This is a genomic window from Myroides sp. 1354 (genome assembly GCF_030324495.1).
In the GTDB taxonomy this organism is placed as follows: domain Bacteria; phylum Bacteroidota; class Bacteroidia; order Flavobacteriales; family Flavobacteriaceae; genus Flavobacterium.
This window is the reverse complement of sequence record NZ_JACAGN010000002.1, coordinates 318,272-339,901: the sequence shown is the minus strand read 5'-3', so window position 1 is coordinate 339,901 and position 21,630 is coordinate 318,272. Positions and strand designations below refer to the sequence as shown.

Sequence of the window (21,630 nt, the reverse complement as noted above, 5' to 3'; positions counted from 1 at the left end):
AAAGAGGAGAGAGGAGAAATCCCGTAGTGGCAAATGGTAATTTGCCAACTAGCTGGATGACAATTTCACAAAAAGGAGAGAGGAGAGAGGAGAAATCCCGTAGTGGCAAATGGTAATTTGCTATTAATCGAGAATTGACTCCTTTCTTCTTTCCTCTCTCTTCTCTCCATAAAAAAAGCCTGTGGCAACCACAGGCTTTTTTGTAAACAGGGATTTATCTTTTTTAGAACGTATATTTAAATCCTAAGCTAAAGTTTTGGCCAAGTTTGTAGGATTGTACCAATACATCTTGTGTTAGGTTTTCTTGTTTTCTTTCAATGGCTGGATCCAATAAGTTTTTAGCATTAAAACTCATTCCAAAGTTCTTCGTGAAATCGTATTTAAAGGTGAAATCTAAAAATCCGAATGCTTTATCTACTAAGTTTCCGCTTTGCTCAGTTCCTAAGGAATATAGTTTATCAGAGAAGTGTGCATAAGAAAGGGTTGCCATTAATTTTTGATCATTTGCCCATTCTTTGATATAAGAAATATCTGCATTAAGCAACAAATCAGAAGCTCCAGTAAAACTCGCATTGTCATGGGTGAATGAAGTGCTTAAATATTTATTCTCTTTATTTACTTTTTCGTTATCTAGCTTTTGGTATGTCTTCATAAAAGAAGCGTTTAATCCTCCAGTAATTTTATTGGTCAAAGCATCGTCAAAGCTAAATAAGTTTTTGCGAACTTCGATTTCCAATCCTGCAGCATATCCGTAGTCTCCAGTATTAGCATACGTAATATCATTTGATGAAGAGGCAGAAACGATTTCGTTAATTGGATTTTTGATGTATTTTCCAAACACAGTAGCAGAAATTACTTCATCTGTTTTAGGGAAATACTCCCATTTTAAATCCGCGTTGTAATCGTCTGATGCATATAAATCAGGGTTACCCACTTTGATTTCGGTTACATCTTCGTAGATGAAACGCGCTCTTTCTTTGAATTGCGGTAAGGTATAGGTTTTAGATAAAGCAAAACGCAAGTTGTTGTTGTCGTTTACTTCATATTTTAAAGATAAGCTTGGTAAGAAAGCATTTTTGGTAAACTTATTACTGGTTTTATCAGCGTCTAATTGGGTTTGCCACGTAACATCTTGTGAGATGGTTTCAAAACGAGCCCCTAATGATCCTGATAATTTATCTGTTAAACGGTATTCTACATTTACAAAACCAGCGTGGATAAATAATTCTCCATCATAGGTTTGAGGTAATAAAGCATTGGGTGTTCCTGCTCCTCCTCTAAAGGTATAGATATCAAAATATCCATTGGCAAAATTCGATTGATTGAAGAATTGATCTAAAGCACTTGGATTGATGTTATTGTTGTGTTCTCTGTTGATTTGGAAAACAAATTGTGTCGCTTTAAAGTTTCTGTCTTTTTTTCTGAAGTTATAACCAACCGTTAATTTACCGTCGTATAGATTCTCTTCATTTTTTCCGAATTTATAATCAGCAGCAATATTCGCTGCTAATTCGTTTTCTTTTAGATCTTCGTAATAACGGTTGTTGTCTGATCTTGAATTGATCGAGAATTGGTAGCTATCGCTGTTTTGTAATTTATTTAGAGTGTATTGCTGTCTGTCTGGTGTTTGAGCGGAGATATTGTTGAACGCTGCCCCCCAGTTTAAATCCAATTGATCGGTTAGTTTGTGATTACCCAATAATTGGTTCACCATTAATTGATCTTGGCGATATGTTTGTCTATTGATATAGGTATGATCTGAATTGTCTAAAGTAATATCTCTTACATATCCACGGTAGTCTTCATTTTTTTCTTTGGAATCGTTGACAAATAAGAAGTTGTATTTGATTGAGTTCGAATCGTTAATGTCAAATTTAGCATTTAACATTCCCGTTGTATTGGTGCTGTACTCGAAAGCCTCTAGATTTAAATCTTTCGTAAATGAGTTTTGTGCTTGAGCAGTGCGTGTAATTCCTTCTTTTTGTTTGAAGTTGTTTCCAAAAGAGGCTGTTGCAAATAAATGCAAAGCAGATTGACCAAAGAAGAAAGATTTTCCTGTATTGATATTCAATCCAGCTCCCCAAGGACTGCGTGTATCGGTCTGTGTAGAATTCTTGAAGTTATATCCTTTTAAGGCATTTCCTGGTATCTTCGTATCTGAAAAACCAAAGAAACTGCGATCAGATAACGTTTTAAAATGATCTTGTTTTACTGCATTGGTATTCATATTTGCACTTACTCCAACTTCTATAAAACCTTCTCCTGAGTGGTTTTTTGACGTGATGTCGATATTTCCCCCTGCAAAGTCTCCATAATTTCTAGCGAAATAAGTTTTGTCAATGGCAATATATTCAACGATATCAGTAGAGAAAATATTTAAATCAATGTTTTTCTTTTCAGGATCATTAGAGGCTAAAGGCAATCCGTTTAATGAAGTACTGTTGTAGCGATCTCCTAATCCTCTTACGAAAATCGTTCCTGTTCCTTCTTGTTTCGCTACTCCCGTTGTTTTAGCTACGGCACTTGCCACATCGCTTACTCCTTTTCTTGAAAGTTCTTGCGAACCAATGTGCTGTTTCATTTCAACAGAGCGTTGTTGTTCTATTAATAAGGTCGCTTCTCTAGACTTTGATCGGGTAGCCTGTACGACAACACCTTCCAGTTGTACACTCTCTGAGATTAAGTCGATAGTAATTTCAATGGTTTCGTTTGCTTTTATTTCAATCGCTTTATCAGCAGCAGTGTACCCAACATAATTGAAGGTTAAGATTTGTTTTCCTTCAGGTACTTCAAGGGTAAAGAAACCGTCTAAATCTGTATTCACTCCTTGTGTTGTTCCTTTCACACTTACAGAAGCAAAGGCCAGTGGTTCTTTTGTTGCTGAATCTTGTAAAATTCCTTTAATCGTTCCATTAGATGCCCCAACTATTTGGCTAATAAATAATAGGGCGAATAATAACTTTGATTTCATATTTATTATTTTATTTAAGCTAGTGCAAAGAACAAGCGTAAATATTTCTTGTGTGTTACCGCTAGTTTAACACATTTTACGATAAACGTTATTAAATCGTTACTAGATTAAATAATTGTAAACTTTACTTCACATAATGTATTATCTTTATCTTTGAACTGATTTATAACACACACAGATAAAGAATGAAAAATTCAGACATTAAAGTCTTATTAGTTGATGATGAGCAAGATATCATTGAAATCATCAGTTATAATTTAGAAAAAGAAGGCTATCAAGTAAGTACAGCAAGGAATGGGAAAGAGGCTATCGAAAAGGCAAAAAAGGAGCTTCCTCATCTGATTATCTTGGATGTTATGATGCCCGAGATGGATGGAATGGAAGCTTGTGAGAACATTCGAAGAATTGACAGTTTACAAAATGTAATTATTGCGTTTTTAACTGCAAGAGGAGAAGATTACTCTCAAGTGGCTGGATTTGATGCAGGGGCTGATGATTATATCACCAAACCGGTGAAGCCTAAGGTATTAATGAGTAAGATTAAAGCGTTATTACGTCGATTAAAAAATGTAGAAGAGACGGAAAATGGCGATATCATTCAAATTGGCAATATTGAAATCAATCGTGATGAATATAAAATCTTAATTGATGGAGTGGAATTGTCTTTGCCTAGGAAAGAATTTGAGTTGTTGTATTTATTGGCTTCAAAACCAGGAAAAGTGTTTACAAGAGAAGAAATCTTGGATCGCGTTTGGGGAAATGAAGTTGTGGTAGGAGGAAGAACCATTGACGTACACATCCGCAAGTTGAGAGAAAAAGTAGGAGACGATTGTTTCAAGACGATTAAAGGGGTTGGATATAAATTAGATATGTAATTTAATGTCGATACGGTTTAAAAGATCCTATAAATTTGCTGTTAAGTCAGCGTTGTTAATAACAATATGTTCACTTGTTATTACTTTACCTTTCGTTTTTTTAGTAAAACACGGGCCTTGGCCACTTTTAGCTATCCATACTGTTTTGGTTTATTTTGCCTCTTTTTTCGTGATTCAGTATAGAGTAGAACACTTTATCTACCGTCGAATCAAAAAGATCTACGATAAAGTTTCGCTTTTAGAACACACGGATCTTCGTGCTAGTGCAGTAACTACGGATATGAAAACCCTCACAGAGGAAATTGAAAAATTTGCTACCAATAAAAAGATTGAAATTGAATCCCTACAAGTTCGAGAAGAATATAGACGAGAGTTTCTTGGAAATATTTCTCATGAATTAAAAACGCCTTTGTTCATGATTCAAAGTTATTTGGAAACCTTGAGTGATGGCGCTATTGATGATTTAGAAGTTCGCGATCGCTATTTAGAACGCGCTGAACAAGGAGTAGATCGATTAATTTATATTGTAAAGGATTTGGATATGATTGCCAAATTAGAATCGGGAGATTTACACTTGAATATCGTTGAATTTGATCTGATTGAAATGATTCAAAATGCTTTTGATTTCTTAGAGTATAAGGCAAAGAAGAAAAATATTTCCCTTCTTTTTGATATGGGGTATAAAAAGCCGATTTACGTTAAAGGAGATAAAGAACGCATTGGTCAGGTGATTACGAATTTAATAGAGAATTCGATTAAATACGGCAAGGAGAAAGGAACAACAGAAGTAAGTATCGAAAACTTGGTCAAGAATAAATTAATCGTACGTGTAACCGATAATGGATTAGGTATTCGCAAAGAGCATATTCCGCGTTTATTTGAGCGTTTTTATCGCATTGACAAGAGTGGAGCGCGAAGTGTTGGAGGGTCTGGATTGGGCTTGTCTATTGTAAAACACATTGTTGAAGCTCATGATGAACACATCTATGTAGAGAGTAGTTATGGTTATGGGTCGGAATTTTCTTTTACTTTGGAAAAAGCGGTAAAAGAGAAAACGCAAAATGTAACTTAATTTGCGTTCCCTATAAAAAGGTTTTACTTTCGTTATATTTATTTAATTTTGCGTCAAATTTAAACGAGTAACCCTGTGGGAAGTAAAAACAAGTTAAAGCGATTTAGAGAAAACGAAACTTTTGGTAATGTTTTCCAACCATCAAGAGAAGAAGTGATTGTTAATTTGCCTCAGAAAGGCAAATGGGCATCGGAAGTATTTAAAAACAATAATCCTATTGTTTTAGAATTAGGCTGTGGAAAAGGAGAATATACAGTAGAGTTAGCGCGTCGTTTTCCCAATACAAACTTCATTGGTATTGATATCAAAGGAGCTCGTTTCTGGAGAGGAGCTAAAACTGCTGTAGAAGAAGGGTTGACGAATGTAGCCTTTTTGCGTACACAGATTGAGTTGATTGAATTTGCTTTTGAAAAAGGAGAGGTAAGTGAAATTTGGATTACCTTCCCTGATCCACAAATTAAATATAAACGAACTAAACATAGATTAACGAATACGGAGTTTTTACAACGTTACAAACGCATCTTAACGGATGATGGAATAGTAAACCTAAAAACGGATAGTGAATTTATGCATGGGTATACGTTAGGTTTATTACATGGAGAAGGACATGAAGTACTTTATGCCAACCACCACGTATATAAGAACGAAGGGGCACCTTCAGTAGTAACTGAAATCCAAACGTTTTATGAATCACAATATTTAGAACAAAATAAGGCCATTACTTATATTCAATTCAGAATTAAATAAAGAATGGACCATTACTTTATATTATTATTCTTAGGCTTTTTAGCAGCAGTGATAGGCGTTTCTCTTCCAGGGTTATTGAATATGACTGCTGTTAAAGTGGCACAAGAAAGAGGAAAAAAAGCGTCTATTTTATATATAGCAGGAGCTTTATCCGTTATTTTTATCCAAACCTATGTCGCTATTTTCTTTGCGAAACTCATCGATTCAAGCCCTTTTATAACTGAAATTTTACACGAAATAGGATTGGTTATTTTTGGATCCTTGACCATTTATTTTTTGGGATTTGCCAAGCAAAAGAGGAAAGAGGAAAATACGGAGGTTAAACGCTTAAAGAATCCTTATGTCTATGGCGCTTTATTAGCACTGATTAACGTATTCTCCATTCCATACTACGTGTTTTTAAGTGTAACATTGGCTTCTTACGCTTATCCTATTTTTGAATGGATTTACACGGTTATTTTCTCTGTTGGCGTAGTCATCGGTTCGGGATTAATGTTCTATGCTTATATTTCTATTTTCAAGAAAGTAGCCAATGAAGATGCTTTTCTATTGAGAAATATCAACTATGTTATTGGTTCAATAACGGGAATTATTTGTTTAATTACGCTTTATAAATTACTGCGTTAGTGAAGGATTCGGCTAACTTTTTTGAACGGGTTTACGATGTGGTTCGCGAGATTCCCTATGGGAAAGTAACGACCTATGGTGCCATTGCAAAAGCAATTGGAGCACCTCGTTCTGCGCGTATGGTAGGTTATGCAATGAATGCCTCTCATTTTGACGATTCTGTACCCGCACATCGCGTAGTGAATCGCCTGGGAATGCTCAGTGGTAAACATCATTTTGACGGTACCAATTTGATGCAACAACTCTTAGAAAGTGAAGGAGTAGTTGTAGAAAATAATCAGGTACAAGATTTTAAATCCCTCTTGTGGATTCCTCCTGTTGAATTCTAATCTATAGTAAAGGGAAATTAATGCTAAAATAGGTCAAAGCTTCTTTTCTATTGAAGGTTAAATAACCATTGTGCATTTCTACAATATTCTTGGATAGAGGCAGCCCAATTCCAGCTCCATCTTCTCGTGTGGTGTAAAACGGAATAAAAATTTTGGGTTTGATTTCCTCGGGAATACCACTTCCATTATCCACAATGTCAATCCACAATCGATTGTTGCGCTCATATACATGAAGGGCAATTTCTTTTTTTTCTTGATTTCGCACCGCATAAATAGCATTGGTCAATAAATTGATAAATACTTGTTCCATTTGTTTGGCATCCCAATACTGAGAAACCTGTGTCTCAATGTTCGTGTTAACAGTGATATGGTGTTGCTGACATATGGGCTTGAGGATGGCTAAGCTATGGACTACAATTTCTGCACTGTTTACCCATGTTTTAATAGGACTTGGCAACATGGTGAGTTTGCGGTAATTGTCAATAAAATGACGCAAGTGATCTGTTCTATTGGCAATGGTTTGTATACTGAGCTTTAAATCATCCATGTCATCCGCAGACAAGGTCGTTTCCTCCTCCAGAATTTCTAAGGTATTATGCGCTAGAGAGTGAATAGGAGTCAAGGAATTCATAATCTCATGTGAAATTACTTTCATCAGATTTTCCCAAGTATCTTTTTCTTTTTTATCTAATACTTTTTGAATCGAATCCAATAAGACAATATAGAATTCTTGATTTTGACTTATGGTTGTAGAGGTCTGCAACATAAAGGTTTGTTTTTCCTCTCCTTCTAGGCGCATATCCAAGGAAGTTTTAGATTCTTTGAATTCTAATTGCTCGATGTATTGTGTCAAATTGGGCAGTAAACGCGATAGATTTTGCCAAGATTTTACCTTGGGGATATCAAACAGCTTGGAAAAGTAGTCGTTAATTAAAAAGATGTTCCAATCGTTTTCTTTTCGTTCAAAGATGACGATACCTGTTTCTAAGTTGTTTAGAATGTTGAGATAGACTAATTCCTTTACTTCGTGTTGTTCTTGTTCTTGTTGTAGTTTTTGATACAATTGCTGTAGGTGATGAAAGGTTTCATTGGCTTGTTTTTTATTTGATTTCAGTGAAAAGTCATTGTAAATCATAGCCAAAACCAAACGGTCAATGAGGCTGTAATATTTGCGCTGAAAGGTATAGAGTTCAATAAGACAAGCTCCAATACTAAGTATCACAATAAAAAAAGTATAGTGATACTGCTGCTGAAAAAGCCATACGGCTAGCAGCGATAGACCAATAATGGCTAAGATGCGCATGAAAACTCTCAAGTGAAATGACATAGTACAGCTGTTTTAGTTCTTAATGTTATATTTTTCGAGTCTTCGGTATAGGGCTGCACGTGATAATCCTAACTCATCTGCGGCTTGACTGATATTACCCTGACACTTTTCTAAGGTTCGAATAATAGTGGTTCGCTCGATGTCTTGTAAGGTGAGGTCATCGGTTTGTGTTTCTTTGATACTTGAGGCTGAAATACCGAAATCCATTAGATTTAGTTCATCCGCTTCCGTTAAAATTAAGGCGCGTTCCACGCGGTTTTGCATTTCCCTAATGTTTCCCTTCCATTCATAATGACACAAAGCATCTAAGGTACTCGAATGCAGTAGAGGAATTGTAATTTGGTATTTGTTGGCGTATTGCTGCATAAAAAAATCGAGCAAAGCAGGAATATCTTCTTTGCGTTCTCTTAAAGCTGGCAATTGAAGCACGACGGTATTAATTCGATAGTACAAATCTTCTCGAAATACTTTTTGCGCTACTTCTTGTTCAATATCTACATTGGTTGCTGTAATAATGCGTACATCTACAGGACGCGGTTGAGATTCTCCTAAGCGGATGACAGATTTGGCCTGGATTACTTGTAAAAGCTTGGCTTGCAAATGCAAGGGAACATTGCCAATCTCATCCAAGAAAATGGTTCCTCCATGAGCGGCTTCAAAACGACCTGCTGTGTCTTGTTTTGCATCGGTAAATGCACCTTTAGCGTATCCAAATAACTCACTTTCAAAGAGATTTTCGTTGAGTGACCCTAAATCTACATGTACAAAAGGTTGATCTTTGCGTGTGGAATTGTTGTGAATGTATTCGGCTAAAACGTATTTTCCTGTTCCATTTTCACCGAGTATTAGGGTATTTACTTCAGTTTGCGCGACGCGTTGTGCCATGCGATATGTTTTTTGAATGGCAGGAGAGTTGCCTTCAAAATAGTTAGACTGTACAACAGTAGGAATTTCTTGTTCTTTTTTGCGTCTTTGTTGCACTGCTTTTTTTACTAGATCAATTAAATGCTCATTGTCCCACGGTTTTAAGATATAATCAATCGCTCCTAGTTTTATCCCTTCCACCGCAGTTTCTACATGGCCATAAGACGTCATGAGAATAATCTGAGCTTGAGGATAGTTTGCGCGTATCTCCTTGAACCAAAAAATCCCCTCTTTTCCATCCTCAAAACCCACACGGTAATTCATGTCTAATATAATAACATCCACAGGCGAATCTTGTAGAATTTCAAAGATCTTTTTGGGGTTATTATTCGTCAATACCATCTCGAAATGACGCTTTAAAAGTAGTTTAGCAGCGATTAAAACTTCTGTATTGTCGTCTAAAACCAGAATGGTGGCATTTGTTTTTCTCATGGTTGTACGTGGTATTGTTTAATATCGAACATTTTTATGTTCATTATCGGACACTTTTATAATACGTTTATTTGTATTCTGTTGATTATTAGTACTTTGTTTTTAATTTGTTTTATGGCACGTTTTTGTTGATATACTTGTAAAAGAAAGTGCTATGGACAGAGTATTACCTCGTAAAAATAAAAAAAAACACAAGATATTACTAATTGTTGGTGGTGTGATCCTTTTAGGACTGGCTTCTTATTATACCTTTTTTCAGGATATTTCACTGAATGTTTCTAAAAAAGAAATTCGAATGACGGAAGTGAAAGAAGGGCTTTTCGAGGAGTATATTTCTTTTCAGGGGAAGGTAGAACCTTTACAGTCGCTGTTAATCAATATTGCGGAGGGAGGAGCTGTAAGTGAAATATTTGTAGAAAATGGAGCTGTGATTCAAAAGGGAGATCCTTTGGTTTTGTTACACAATCCCAGTTCGGAGTTGACGTATATGTCGCAAGAATCTTCGCTCATTGAACAAATGAATAATTTGAATGTCAATTTGATGAATATACGCAATCAGGAAATAGGACTGATGAAAGATTTAATTAGCATTGAATACGAATACAAAAATGCTGAGCTACAATATACTTTAAATAAGAAATTATTTGATCAAGAGATTTTATCTTTGAATGAATGGAATCAGACGGTTGAAAGTTTCTCCTATCAAAAAAAAAGAAAGGCCTTGATGGAACAAAGTGTAGAAAAAGAGAAGCAGTCTAATCAAGTACAGGTACGTCAGATCAATCAATCCTTAGCAGTGATTCAACGCAGTTTAGAAAAGTTGAAAGAGAACAAACAAAATTTTTTGCTCAAGGCGCCCATTTCAGGTCGATTGTCTTCGTTTGAGCCTATGTTGGGAAAGACGTATAGTGCAGGAGAGAGTATTGGTAAAATTGATGTATTGGAAGGATATAAGTTGGTCGCTAATGTCGATGAGTTTTATTTGGATCGCATTGTGGTTGGACAAAAAGGACAAGTGGATATCAAAGGGAAGCTTGTTCAGGTAGAAGTAAGTAAAGTTTTGCCTGAAATTATCAACGGCCGATTTGAGGTACAATTGCATTTTGTTGGTGGGGTAGAGGAATTAAAGTTACAAGAAGGAAATAGTGTGGGAATAAAATTATTTTTATCAGGAAAAGAACAGCGTTTGCTTTTGGCAAAGGGAAGTTTTTTTACGGATACAAAAGGGGAATGGGTTTATGTAGTGAAGGAGGGAAAAGCGGAAAGACGCCAAATAGAGGTAGGACGTGAAAATCCATCATATTATGAGGTTATTTCTGGTCTATCAGCAGGGGAACAAGTGATTATATCTAGTTATAAAGATTATTTAAGAGTGAATTATTTACAGTTAAAAGATTAACTATGGTTATAGCAATTAAACAATTGTCTCGTATTTTTCAAACAGAGGAAGTAGAGACAACCGCTTTAAATGAAGTGTCATTAGAAGTAAAAAAGGGGGAATTTATCTCTGTGATGGGGCCATCAGGATGTGGTAAGTCGACCTTGTTGAATATTATAGGGTTATTAGATGATGCTACTTCAGGAAGTTATCACTTATTGGATAAAGAGATGGTGGGATTAACGGAAAATCAGCGTGCATTAATTCGCAAAGCCAATATTGGATTCATTTTCCAAAATTTTAATTTAATTGATGAATTGTCGGTATATGACAATATTGAATTGCCGCTGATTTACAATAAAGTTCCCAGTAGTGAGCGAAAAAAACGCGTGATGGAAATTGCAGAGCGCTTGAATATCGTACACCGTTTGAAACACTATCCGCAACAACTTTCGGGTGGACAACAACAACGTGTGGCGGTTGGACGCGCATTGATTAACAATCCAAAGATTATTCTGGCTGATGAGCCGACAGGAAACTTGGATAGTAAGAATGGAGCCGAGGTAATGGAATTGTTGACTGAGTTACATCAACAAGGAGCAACCATTATTATGGTTACGCACTCTCATCACGATGCCTCGTATTCAGAGCGCACCATTTTGATGAAGGATGGAATGATTTTATCTGAAAAAATCAATACCAAGATTGTAGATGTTTTTACCGTATAATACCATAAAATTATGATACGTTTTTTCTTGAGTTTAGTTTTGATGCTGTTCAGTTTACTGATGCAGGGACAAGCGAAGCAAACACATACCATTGCAGGGAATGTGGGCAAGTTAGTGGCGTCTATGCCCATAGAGGTCTCAGTTGATGCAACTTCTGAGTCTAATTCGGTTCGCGTAGAAGGGGCACAAGAAGATATTGAAAAAATAGGAATAAAACAGGTGGGCAACGTACTGTATATTGATATGAGTACGAAAAAAAGTAAAAATATTTTTACGTATAAAAATAAGGTAAAAGTATTTATTGCTCAACCTAAAATTGTAGAGTACAACGTAAGTACAACAGCTCGAGTGCAGGTCAATGGTCGCGTTCAAGGAAATCAAGTAACGATTAAAGCGGATGCGGCAGCTTCGTTAAAAGGAGATTTTACCGCGAGTAGTGTAACGATTAGTTTAGACTCGGCCTCTAAATATGAAGGAGATATTACAGCAAAGAATATCAAGGTTAATTTAGATAGTGCTGCTCAGGTAACCGTGACAGGAGATACAGAGAATTTGACTATTAATGTGGATAGCGCAGCTAAATTTGATGGAAAAAGTCTGAAGGCAAAATATGTGAAAGTAGAAGCGGATTCTATGGGGAAAGCTGAGGTTTATCCCATTGAAAGTTTAAATGCTTATGCCGATTCGATGGGAAAAGTGGTGTATTACAATACCCCAAAAGAATTAAAAAAATATACGGATTCTATGGGGTCAGTAAAGTCGAATTAATCCTTTGTTATGTTGTACAGTTGGTTCAATACATTTAGAAAAAATATCCAAACATCCTTTTTGTTCTTTTGTTGGACAATTTTAGGTTTGGCCATTGGTATGGCTTGTTTACTGTTGGCTCTTTTCTTCATACAAGATGAATGGAGTTACAATAAATGGATGGCAGATGTAGACCAATCACATGAAGTCAATGTTACTGTAGGAAAAGAAGCCAATGCGATTGTCGTTCCAGCTGCAGTAGGGCCTCAATTATTGCAACAACAGCAAATCGAAAACTACTGCTACTATGCTTTAGATTATATTGATTTTTATGCAGAAAGTAAATATCATCAAGCGGTTGTTGGAAAGATATTGAATACTCAATCAACATTTTTCGATTTTTTTAATTTTGAATTTGTACGTGGAAATGTAACAGATGTGGTTGAGAACCCTATGCATATTGCCATTTCTGAAAAAATAGCGCAACAGTTTTTTCCACATCAGGATCCTATTGGGCAAACCTTGTCTTTAGCACATAGCCCTTATCAAGTAGGAGGAGTGTATAAACTCAATCAAAAAGCAACAATTATGCCTGATGTTGTCTTGATGAATATGGAGTGGAATGAGGAGGTTGAGCCTGCTTTATGGCAAGAAAATGGAGGAGGACTCTTAGTTAAAGTCAAAAAAACAGCGCCAATTCAAACCATTGAATCAAATTTGGTTGTCTTGGTTGAAAACAACCAAGATCAGGTTTTTGACACACAAGAACGCGTGGAGCAATACAATGTTTTTTTATCCCCTTTAAAGGAAGGGCGTTTTATTTCTAAACAAACTGCGTTATTAGAAGGTAGTACTAAATTAGAAACGCTTTATTTATTAGTTGGTTGTTCTATTTTAATCTTTTTATTAGCTGTTCTCAATTATATTAACCTAAATCAAGCGGGAATATTGTCACGCTTGAAGGAGTTTCAAGTGCGCAGTATGCTTGGAAGCACCAAAGGACAATTGCTGTTGCAAATCGGCTTTGAAACGCTGTTAAACGTTCTTATGGCGTTGGGAATTGCCCTCATGCTCATTGAATTTAGCATGCCCATTTACAATCAATTCTTGCACAAAACGATTGCCATTAAGCATCAAGTACTCTGGAGTGGCATTGTTTTCGTCATATGTTTGGTTGTGCTGTTGGCTGGCGGTATTCTTTCTCTTTATGCTACTCGACTTGTTCGTCAGTTGTATAAAGGGAAAGTGTATAGAAAGCGAAGCAAAGGATTGCACTTGCGAAAAGGCAGTTTATTTGTGCAGATGACCATTGCCTTTTTCTTTGTTGTAGGTGGATGGATTATCGCGAAACAAGTGCACTTCATGGAAGAGAAAGACCGCGGTTTTGAAGGAGATCACGTGGTTCAGGTTAAGTTATTTACCCAGCAAATTCGCCGTAAGTTATATCGCAATGACAAAGTAATACAAGAGATTCAAAAAATAGAAGGAATTAAAAATGTAGCCTTGTCCACGATTGCTTATGAAGATAAATCCATTAAAACCAAATATACGGCGTATTATGGGATGCGCAAAATTCCAGATTTTGTAATGGAAGGGATTGATGAAGAATATATCGATATGGTGGGGTTTGAGAAGGTTGCTTACCGTCCAATAGCAGTGGATAGTTTACCAAAGGTTTGGATTAATGAACAATTTGTTGCTCAAATGGGGGTCACTGCAGATGAAGCTTTAGGTAATGTAATTTCCTATGATCGAAGTACGTATTTGATTGAAGGGGTAATCAAAAATTATTTTAGCAATGGCTTTGAAGAAACTGTACAACCCTTGTTGTTATTTCAATGGAAGGATATTGAATTTTTGCCTTATGGTTTGAATTACCTTTCTATAGAACTTGATGAAACGGCGAATACACAAGAAACATTAGAGCGTTTACACGCGTTTTGGATTGTCAATATAGATTATGAATACCCGTTCCATTATCAAACGATTTCCAATCAGTTCAAAGCCAATTATCAGCATATTGAATCGCAAAAGCATATGTTTGTCATTTGGAGTATTGCGGTAGTTTTTATGGCTTTGTTTGGGCTCTACGCTAGTTTGTCACTTCATGTAGAACAAAAGCAAAAGGAAATTATCATTCGAAAAATGCTAGGGGCTCGTACATATGAACTCTTCTTTTTGATTGGTAGACCTTTCTTTTCCTCTGTCATCCTCGCTTGCTTGATGGCTGTATATCCCGTGTATTGGGTGATGAATACCTGGTTGCATCGATTTAAGTACAAACATGAAATCGAAGTTTTTCCCTTTGTTTTTTCATTTCTCTTCTTGATTGGACTTGTGTGCTTTATTATCTGGAGAAAAGTTCGAGTAGTTACAAAAGTTGACTTTATTAAGTATATGAAATACGAATAAGTATGTTGAAAAATTGGTTTAAAATATATGTTTATAATAGTAAGAAAAACAAAGTTTATTTCTTGCTTACTCTTTTGTGTTTAGCGATAGGAATCGCTGCGGTATTACTATCTACGCTCTATTGTAAAGAAGAATATTCGTTTGATCAATGGAATGCAAATAAAGAAACGATTCACTTTGTTGAGAATAAAGGGGAAAAAATGGCGATGAATGGTCATCCTTTTGCTTTGGGAGCTAAACTAAAAGAAGAGTATTCTTTTGTGGAAGACTATTTGTTATATGGTTACTATCAAGATTTTGCAGTAGAATATAAAGGCAAGTCTTTTGCATTTGAAAAAATACTGACAACGAATGAAACCTTCTTTGATTTCTTTCCTTATGAGATTATCTATGGAGCAAAGCAACAAATCTTTAAAGCGCCAAATGAACTTGTTTTAGAAGAGCAGAAAGCCATAACATTGTTTGGAAAAGGCATAAACCCAGTAGGGGAAGGAGTAAAGATTGAGGACAAAATATTTACTGTGGTTGGAGTTTATCGCATCGGAGATAAACGCAGCAGTTTTATGCCAGAAGCTGTTGTTAACAGTTTCCAGTTTTTAACTGAGGAACAAGCCACTAGTTGGGATCAGATATCAGGATCTTTGCTAATCAAAACTTCAAAACCAGAAGAAACAGCGAAAGCCATCGATGCGTTGTATTTGAAGTATTATTTTGAGCCTTGGGCTGCGAAGTCAAATATAACGCTAGCAGAATTATTAGAACGTTTGGATGGAATGCTTATTTCTAATGCTTATTTACATCCTCTATCTGTGTTGCATTTTCAAAAAGATGGACCAATCGCGGGGTATATTCCTGAACCCATTGCCAATGTAAAGCTGCTGTATATTATCTTGGGATTATCTTGGTTAATACTGCTATTATCACTATTTAATTACGTGAATTTATCGCTTTCTCAAGCACTCTTTCGTGCAAAAGAAGTTGGAGTTCGCAAAGTGTTAGGCGGAATGAACCGCGATATTGTTAAGCAAAGCTTATTCGAAACTTCGATTACGATTTGTTTGGCTTTTATTGTAAGTATGATTTTGCTCTTTTTGATTCTGCCTTTCACCAATCTATTCTTACAAACAAACATTGCTGTGCGCATTCAAGATTTTGTTCTCCTATTTGTTGTGGTCTATGGATTGATTATTCTGTTTGCCGGTTTAATTCCCGCTTTTTATATCTCGAAGTACCGTGTATTAGAAGTGCTAAAAGGAAATTTTCACCGCAGTCGTTCAGGAAATTTGATTAAAAATACTTTTTTAATTATCCAATTTGCGAGTGCCTGTTGGTTTATTTCAGCAACGTATATTGTGTACCAACAAGCGAACTATATGACGACCAAAGATCTTGGGTTTAATGGGAATCAAATTATTAGCGTTCCCTTCTTAATTGAAGAGGATAGTGAAGGCAAATATCAAAAATACCAGACCTTCAAGCAAGAAGTCTTAAAAATAAAAGGAATTGAAGAAGTAGCTGTAGCTAGTTTGGAATACGGCGATCAACGCGGCGGTTCTTCTTTTAATCTATTTCCCTATAAGAATCAGAATATTATGAGCATGAAAATAAATGTGGAAGGAAACTATTTTGATATGATGGAGATACAATTAAAAGAAGGTCGCTTTTTAGATCAGAACTTAGCTACAGATAGTATTCAAAATGTGTTGATTAACGAAAGTTTGTTGGCTACACTTGGAGAAACAAAGATAGAGGATGTCCAATTGTCCGATTATCAAATTGTAGGATTGATTCGCGATTTCCATACAGGGGGATTCGAATCGGAAGTACAACCGATGATGTTTAGTTTATTCTCAGAAGGGGACAATAATTTTTACGGTGTCAAGATGAAGGTGGATGTTGATCAGTTAGAGACATTGATACCGGCTTTAGAACAGGTGTGGCATACATTCAATAAAGGAGCAAAATTGCCTTTCGAATATCAATTTGTCGATCAACAATTTGCCCAAACATTCGATAAAATACAGCAACAGAAACAAGTGTTATTGTGCTTGGGGAATATTGTTGTTTTTATTGCGCTTTTCGGTCTTTTTGCCGTATCCTCCTTTACGATTGGAACAAAATTGAGAGAAATCGCGATTCGCCGTGTATTGGGAGCAAATTCGAATGAACTCATTCGAAAGCTGTCGTATCAGTATTTGATATACTGTGTTATTGGTTTTGGCTTATCCCTTTTTCCTAGCTATTATCTGTTGCAACAATGGTTAAAGGATTATGCCTATCACATTGAAATTGGATATGGAGTCTATGTGGTTTGCTTTATACTTATCGTAGTATTAACCTTGATTATTGTGGTGAGTAGAGCGTATAAAGCAACAAAAGTGAATGTATTGGAATATATAAAATACGAGTAAATTTAACAATATAACTTATGAAAAAATTAGCGATAATCTTTCTTTTGATAGGAAGTACAGTTTTTGCACAAAAACAAGAAAAACGACAAGTTGCAGACTTTGCAGCAATCAAAGTATCACAAAGTATTCAATTGGACTTCACATACGGAGGTAGTAAATCTGTTGAGGTACACGTAGAGGATGCTGATGATATGCAATATGTGAAAACAGAAGTAAAAAATGGTGTTTTACATGTATTTATCGATACCCCTACGGGAATTTTTAAAGGAAGAATCAGTCCTGTTCACGTACAAGTGAGTAATCCTACGTTATCAGGAGCTTATGTCTCTTCGTCTGCAAGTTTAAACGTACAAAACAAAATATTGACCAAAGACTTGAAAATAACGGCAAGCAGCTCTGCAAAGTTTAGCAGTAATCTTGTGCAAGCAGATAACCTTGTTATTGAGGCGAGCTCTTCGGCAAAGGTGGAGGGTAAATTTGAAATAGCAAATAGTACGGCAATTGACGTGAGTTCATCCGCTAAAGTTGACCTGGATTTAAAAGGAAACAAAGTAGATTTAGCAGCGAGTAGTTCGGCAAGAATTGAATTAGATGGATCGGCAAAAACGGTAGAGGCAAAGGTGTCGAGCTCTGGTAAGATTGATGCAAGAGATTTCGCGGTAAAAACACTTGATGGAAAAGCAAGTTCATCTGGAGTTATGACATTTACAGCATCAGATGAAGTGAGAGGAAAAGCGAGTTCATCGGGGAAAATATCCGTGTATGGTTCAGCTTCTTTGGTAGAAGTGAAAAAATCGTCTGGAGGAAAAATTGAGAAAATAAAATAGTATTAGCTGTATGGTTTCAAATTGGTTAAAGTTATATTGGCGACATTTTAAAAAAAATGTCTGGTTTTCAACACTTAATATTTTAGGGTTAGCCATAGGAATGGCAGCCCTAATTATTGTGCTTTTCTATTGGAAAAATGAACATAGCTTTGATCAATGGAATCCATACAAAGATAGAGTATATGAAGTAGAAGGGACAACAGAATCTTATTTCAGAAGTTGGTTTCCTGCTCCTATTGCCAACCAATTAGATCAAGCTTCTTCTCTTATTGAATCATACAACTTTGGCTATATGTCTTCCAAAGTAATGAGCGTTGTAGTGGAAGGGAAAGCAGATTTTTTATATGATATTGATGAACGACAAGCGAATTTCTTTACGTTTTTTCCTTTTACAACGGTGTTTGGAAGTTCAGAGGATTACCAACAAAATTATGAAGATGCTTTAGCTTTAGAAAAGAAAGAGGCAGACCGTTTGTTTGGTGTGGGTATTAATCCCATAGGTAAACTTGTGCAATTAGATAACGGAAAAGTTTTAACGGTTCGATTTGTCTTTGAAATACCAGGAAATAGTTCTATTGTGTTTAAGGGATTAACCTCATATTTGACAGAGTCTCAAATAGCGTACAATCGAGCGGATAATTGGGGAGATCATAATTATACGCTGCTCATTAAGTTAAAAAAAGGTCTTGCTATCGATGACGTAAGAGAGCAATTGCATGAGGTATTTTACAAGGATATTATACAGTTGTATGCTAAAGCAGAAGGTGTTTCTGTTGTAGAATTAAAAGAAAAAATGAAAGGCTATTTGGTCTTTAATTACAATGAGTTAAGTGGGGTTTATCTAAATCCCAAATCTACTGGATTAGGAGCTGGACCTACTGCAAGTAAAATTGTGAATATCATGTTGTTTTCTGCGCTCCTACTTTTGGTGTTAGCGCTTGTAAATGCAATTAATCTCGCGCTTGTACAGAGCTTTAAACGCGCAAAAGAAATTGGAATCCGAAAAGCGATTGGTAGCACCCGTAATCAGTTGATGAGGCAAATGCTGTTTGAAGCGGGAATTACTACTTTATTGTCTTTTGCCTTGGCGCTCGTCTTAGTCGAATTGGGAATGCCTTATTTTAATGTACTTGTTAATCGAGCGATAGAAGCTGATTTTTTTTCCTTAGGGAGTATTATCGGGATTATCGTTTTGGGAGTATATCTCCTTTTAGGAGTTTTACCAAGTTTGTTTGTGGTTTCTTTCGATGCAATAAAAGTGTTGAAAGGCAATTTTATTCGCAGTAAATCAGGAATGAGTTTGCGTAGTACCTTATTGGTTTTTCAATTTGTTATCGCCTTTTTCTTTTTGTCTACCGCTATTTTTGTTCAAAAACAAGTAGAGCATATTTTACATGAAGATTTGGGATTTAGTGGTGATCAAGTAGTCAATATACGATTTAAGGTTAAAGATGATAATCAGCGAAATAGCATCTACCAAAGAATAGAAGCAGATTTACAAAAAATAGAAGGAGTTAAAGCTGTTGTAAACCATTCTATGCTTATGGGAGTTGGATATGGAAGTAGTTCTAATAATACGATTGATGAAGTTTCTGTTCAAAGTAAAAACGTCCCAGTAGGTTATGATTTCTTGAAAGTGTTTGATGGTCAGTTGATTCAAGGTCGATTTTTTGATCGTACGTTAGCTTCGGATAGTATCAATAAAATTGTCGTTAATGAAACCTATAAGAGAACCTTTAATTTTTCAGACGGAATTATAGGAAAAAAGATGCGATGGAATGGTCGAGATTTTGAGATTATTGGAGTTGTCAAGGATATGAAAATTGAGGGATTTTCACAGGTAATTCCTCCTGTAACCTATTTTATGCCTAGTTCTGTAAATTGGTTTACGGTACTTATTGAAAATATCTCCGTTAAAATAGAATCGAATAACGTACAACATACAATGAATCAATTAGAGGATTTTTGGAGTAAACGCGTAGAGCCTACCTATCCGATGGAATATGAATTTGCTACTAGGGATTTTGCAGCAAGTTATGAAAAGACCTTGTATCAACGTACTTTGTTTTTATGTATGGTGGGGGTATCGATGTTTATTGCTTTGTTTGGCTTAATGGCGATTGTTTCCTTTAGTATTGAAAGTCGATTAAAAGAAATTGCTATTCGCAAAGTATTGGGGGCAAATAGAAGCAAACTCTTAGTCAATTTATCTGTTCGTTTTTTGATGTATTGTATACTGGGCTTCCTTATTTCTGTCTATCCTGTTTACTATTTGATGCAGATTTGGTTAGAAGATTTTGTCTATCGCATTGATTTGTCTTTATGGCCTTTCCTATTAGCTTTTTTGGCATTGACACTATTTTCTATGCTATTAGTTTTATGGAAATCCATACAAGCAACTCGCATAAACACATTGAAATATATAAATTATGAATAAGCCTATTGGGTTGTTTTTTGGTTTGCTTTGTATGCAGTTTTCCTTTGCTCAGGAAAAATGGACCTTGCATGATTGTATGCGTTTAGCAGAAGAAAATAGTTATGAATTGATGATTGCTCAACTTGAAAAACAAGTGGTTGAAGTGCAACAACAAAGCGTGGCTTCTTATTACGTACCTCAAGTTGGATTTAACACCACTCAAAGCTTTAATTACGGATCCGCAATTAATCCAATGACAAATGCGAGAGTGAGCTCTAATATCCAATCCTTGCAAACAGCTGTTGATGCGTCTATTGGCTTATTTGATTGGTCGGATTATGTAGACCGTCAAATGAAAAAAAACAATACTTCCTATGCAGGGCTACAAGCAGAAGAAGTCAAGTACTATTATCAACAACGCGTCTTGGACTTGTTTTTTAAGATCATAGGGACGCAAGAGTATTATAAACTTCAAACCTTGCAATTGAAAAATAGCCAATTGAATCTGGATCGAGTAGTCAAAGAAGTAGAAGCGGGCGCTAAACCACAAAGTGATCAATACGATATAGCGTATATTTTTAATAATGAACAACTCAATATTCAAACAACGCTAAATGAACTGAGTAATCAAAAATTACAACTTTTACATCTATTGGATGTTTATACGGTTGGAATGACCGATTTTGAACTAGTGTTTGAAAGGGAATCGGTTGGATTTAATTCGGATTATGAGTTCAATCCAATGCTCGAAAAAGTGCGATTGTATCAAGTGATTTTAGAGACTGAAAAAAAGGCGATAAAAGCAAAAAACTACCCTCGATTGACAGGGAATTATCAGTGGGGAACTTTTTATTCCAAACCCTTTAATACGAGTTTAGATTGGGATGTTGCTTCTTTCTCTAAACAGTTTGGTGATAACAAAAGTCACTATATCGGAGTGGGACTTAGTATTCCCGTTTTTCAGGGAGGAATCGTATCAAGGCAATTGCGAAAGAACAAAGCAGAAAGGCAGCTGAATACGTGGAAAATCAAGGAAAAGGAACAGGCAATTGCCAAAGAACAAGAACGCTTGGTACAAGAAATAAATCAGGTTGAAAACTTGAACGGAGGATTGAAAAACAGCATTGAATTAGCTCAAAAATCCTTTCATACCACACAGGTAAAATACGAGAATGGAAAGGCTGATATTTTCTCCTTTAACGCAGCAAAAAATCAGTTGTTGAATGCTGAATTTGCCCTAATTCAAAATGAAATAAAACGCGTTTTTTTAAGTAAAAAAACTACCCTGAATTTTACAAATCACCTATAATATCAAGTATGCTAGGGATTTGCATTTAGAATATATTAACATCAAAATTTCAAATATAACTGCTATATTTGCGTAAGTCAAGATTTATAGTAAAATAT

At 35.7% G+C, this 21,630-nt stretch carries 16 protein-coding genes; 13 read left to right on the top strand and 3 right to left on the bottom strand.

All coding sequences use genetic code 11. From position 1 onward, the window contains the following. Positions 1-223: 223 nt before the first annotated feature. Complete coding sequence (locus tag HX004_RS04425; protein ID WP_286441120.1) at positions 224-2,971, bottom strand: TonB-dependent receptor; 2,748 nt, start codon at positions 2,969-2,971, stop codon at positions 224-226. A gap of 185 nt (positions 2,972-3,156) precedes the next feature. Between HX004_RS04425 and HX004_RS04420 the strand changes: the two genes are divergently transcribed. The 5 genes from HX004_RS04420 to HX004_RS04400 all read left to right on the top strand — a co-directional run bounded on the left by HX004_RS04420 (position 3,157) and on the right by HX004_RS04400 (position 6,621). Further along, positions 3,157-3,846 (top strand): response regulator transcription factor, encoded by a 690-nt coding sequence (locus HX004_RS04420; protein WP_286441119.1) that lies wholly within the window; start codon positions 3,157-3,159, stop codon positions 3,844-3,846. Between the two features lie 4 nt (positions 3,847-3,850). Continuing rightward, complete coding sequence (locus HX004_RS04415) at positions 3,851-4,918, top strand: sensor histidine kinase (protein WP_286441118.1); 1,068 nt, start codon at positions 3,851-3,853, stop codon at positions 4,916-4,918. 75 nt (positions 4,919-4,993) lie between these two features. Continuing rightward, the gene (gene trmB / locus HX004_RS04410; RefSeq protein WP_286441117.1) at positions 4,994-5,665 is read left to right on the top strand and encodes a tRNA (guanosine(46)-N7)-methyltransferase TrmB; all 672 of its coding nucleotides are present in this window, start codon (positions 4,994-4,996) and stop codon (positions 5,663-5,665) included. A 3-nt stretch (positions 5,666-5,668) separates the two neighbouring features. Further along, positions 5,669-6,292, top strand: a complete 624-nt coding sequence (locus tag HX004_RS04405) for an amino acid permease (RefSeq protein ID WP_286441116.1) — start codon at positions 5,669-5,671, stop codon at positions 6,290-6,292. Next, positions 6,292-6,621 carry an MGMT family protein gene (locus tag HX004_RS04400; RefSeq protein ID WP_286441113.1) on the top strand — a complete coding sequence of 110 codons (330 nt, stop codon included), beginning with the start codon at positions 6,292-6,294 and terminating at the stop codon, positions 6,619-6,621. Before HX004_RS04405 ends, HX004_RS04400 begins: the two co-directional genes overlap by 1 nt. A 1-nt stretch (position 6,622) precedes the next feature. Here HX004_RS04400 and HX004_RS04395 read toward each other — a convergent pair whose 3' ends face one another. After that, complete coding sequence (locus HX004_RS04395) at positions 6,623-7,948, bottom strand: sensor histidine kinase (protein WP_286441111.1); 1,326 nt, start codon at positions 7,946-7,948, stop codon at positions 6,623-6,625. Positions 7,949-7,960: 12 nt separating this feature from the next. Continuing rightward, entirely contained in the window at positions 7,961-9,304 is a 1,344-nt protein-coding gene (locus tag HX004_RS04390; RefSeq protein WP_286441108.1) for a sigma-54-dependent transcriptional regulator, read from the bottom strand. A 154-nt stretch (positions 9,305-9,458) separates the two neighbouring features. On the opposite strand from HX004_RS04390, the gene HX004_RS04385 reads away from it, so the two are divergent. Genes HX004_RS04385 through HX004_RS04350 form a run of 8 tightly spaced genes read left to right on the top strand, consistent with a single transcriptional unit; the run spans position 9,459 to position 21,532 of the window. Then, complete coding sequence (locus tag HX004_RS04385; protein WP_286441106.1) at positions 9,459-10,703, top strand: efflux RND transporter periplasmic adaptor subunit; 1,245 nt, start codon at positions 9,459-9,461, stop codon at positions 10,701-10,703. 2 nt (positions 10,704-10,705) lie between these two features. Beyond that, positions 10,706-11,410 carry an ABC transporter ATP-binding protein gene (locus tag HX004_RS04380; protein WP_286441104.1) on the top strand — a complete coding sequence of 235 codons (705 nt, stop codon included), beginning with the start codon at positions 10,706-10,708 and terminating at the stop codon, positions 11,408-11,410. A 12-nt stretch (positions 11,411-11,422) separates the two neighbouring features. Further along, entirely contained in the window at positions 11,423-12,178 is a 756-nt protein-coding gene (locus HX004_RS04375; protein ID WP_286441102.1) for a GIN domain-containing protein, read from the top strand. A gap of 9 nt (positions 12,179-12,187) precedes the next feature. After that, on the top strand, positions 12,188-14,569 hold the full coding sequence (locus tag HX004_RS04370; RefSeq protein ID WP_286441100.1) for an ABC transporter permease: 2,382 nt from the start codon (positions 12,188-12,190) through the stop codon (positions 14,567-14,569). Between the two features lie 2 nt (positions 14,570-14,571). Then, positions 14,572-16,980, top strand: coding sequence for an ABC transporter permease (locus tag HX004_RS04365; RefSeq protein ID WP_286441098.1), 2,409 nt, complete (start codon positions 14,572-14,574; stop codon positions 16,978-16,980). 17 nt (positions 16,981-16,997) lie between these two features. Then, positions 16,998-17,807 carry a GIN domain-containing protein gene (locus HX004_RS04360; RefSeq protein ID WP_286441097.1) on the top strand — a complete coding sequence of 270 codons (810 nt, stop codon included), beginning with the start codon at positions 16,998-17,000 and terminating at the stop codon, positions 17,805-17,807. A 10-nt stretch (positions 17,808-17,817) separates the two neighbouring features. Continuing rightward, the gene (locus HX004_RS04355) at positions 17,818-20,244 is read left to right on the top strand and encodes an ABC transporter permease (protein ID WP_286441096.1); all 2,427 of its coding nucleotides are present in this window, start codon (positions 17,818-17,820) and stop codon (positions 20,242-20,244) included. Then, positions 20,237-21,532 (top strand): TolC family protein, encoded by a 1,296-nt coding sequence (locus HX004_RS04350; protein WP_286441095.1) that lies wholly within the window; start codon positions 20,237-20,239, stop codon positions 21,530-21,532. The genes HX004_RS04355 and HX004_RS04350 overlap by 8 nt, the downstream gene beginning before the upstream one ends. The last annotated feature ends 98 nt before the right edge of the window (positions 21,533-21,630 follow it).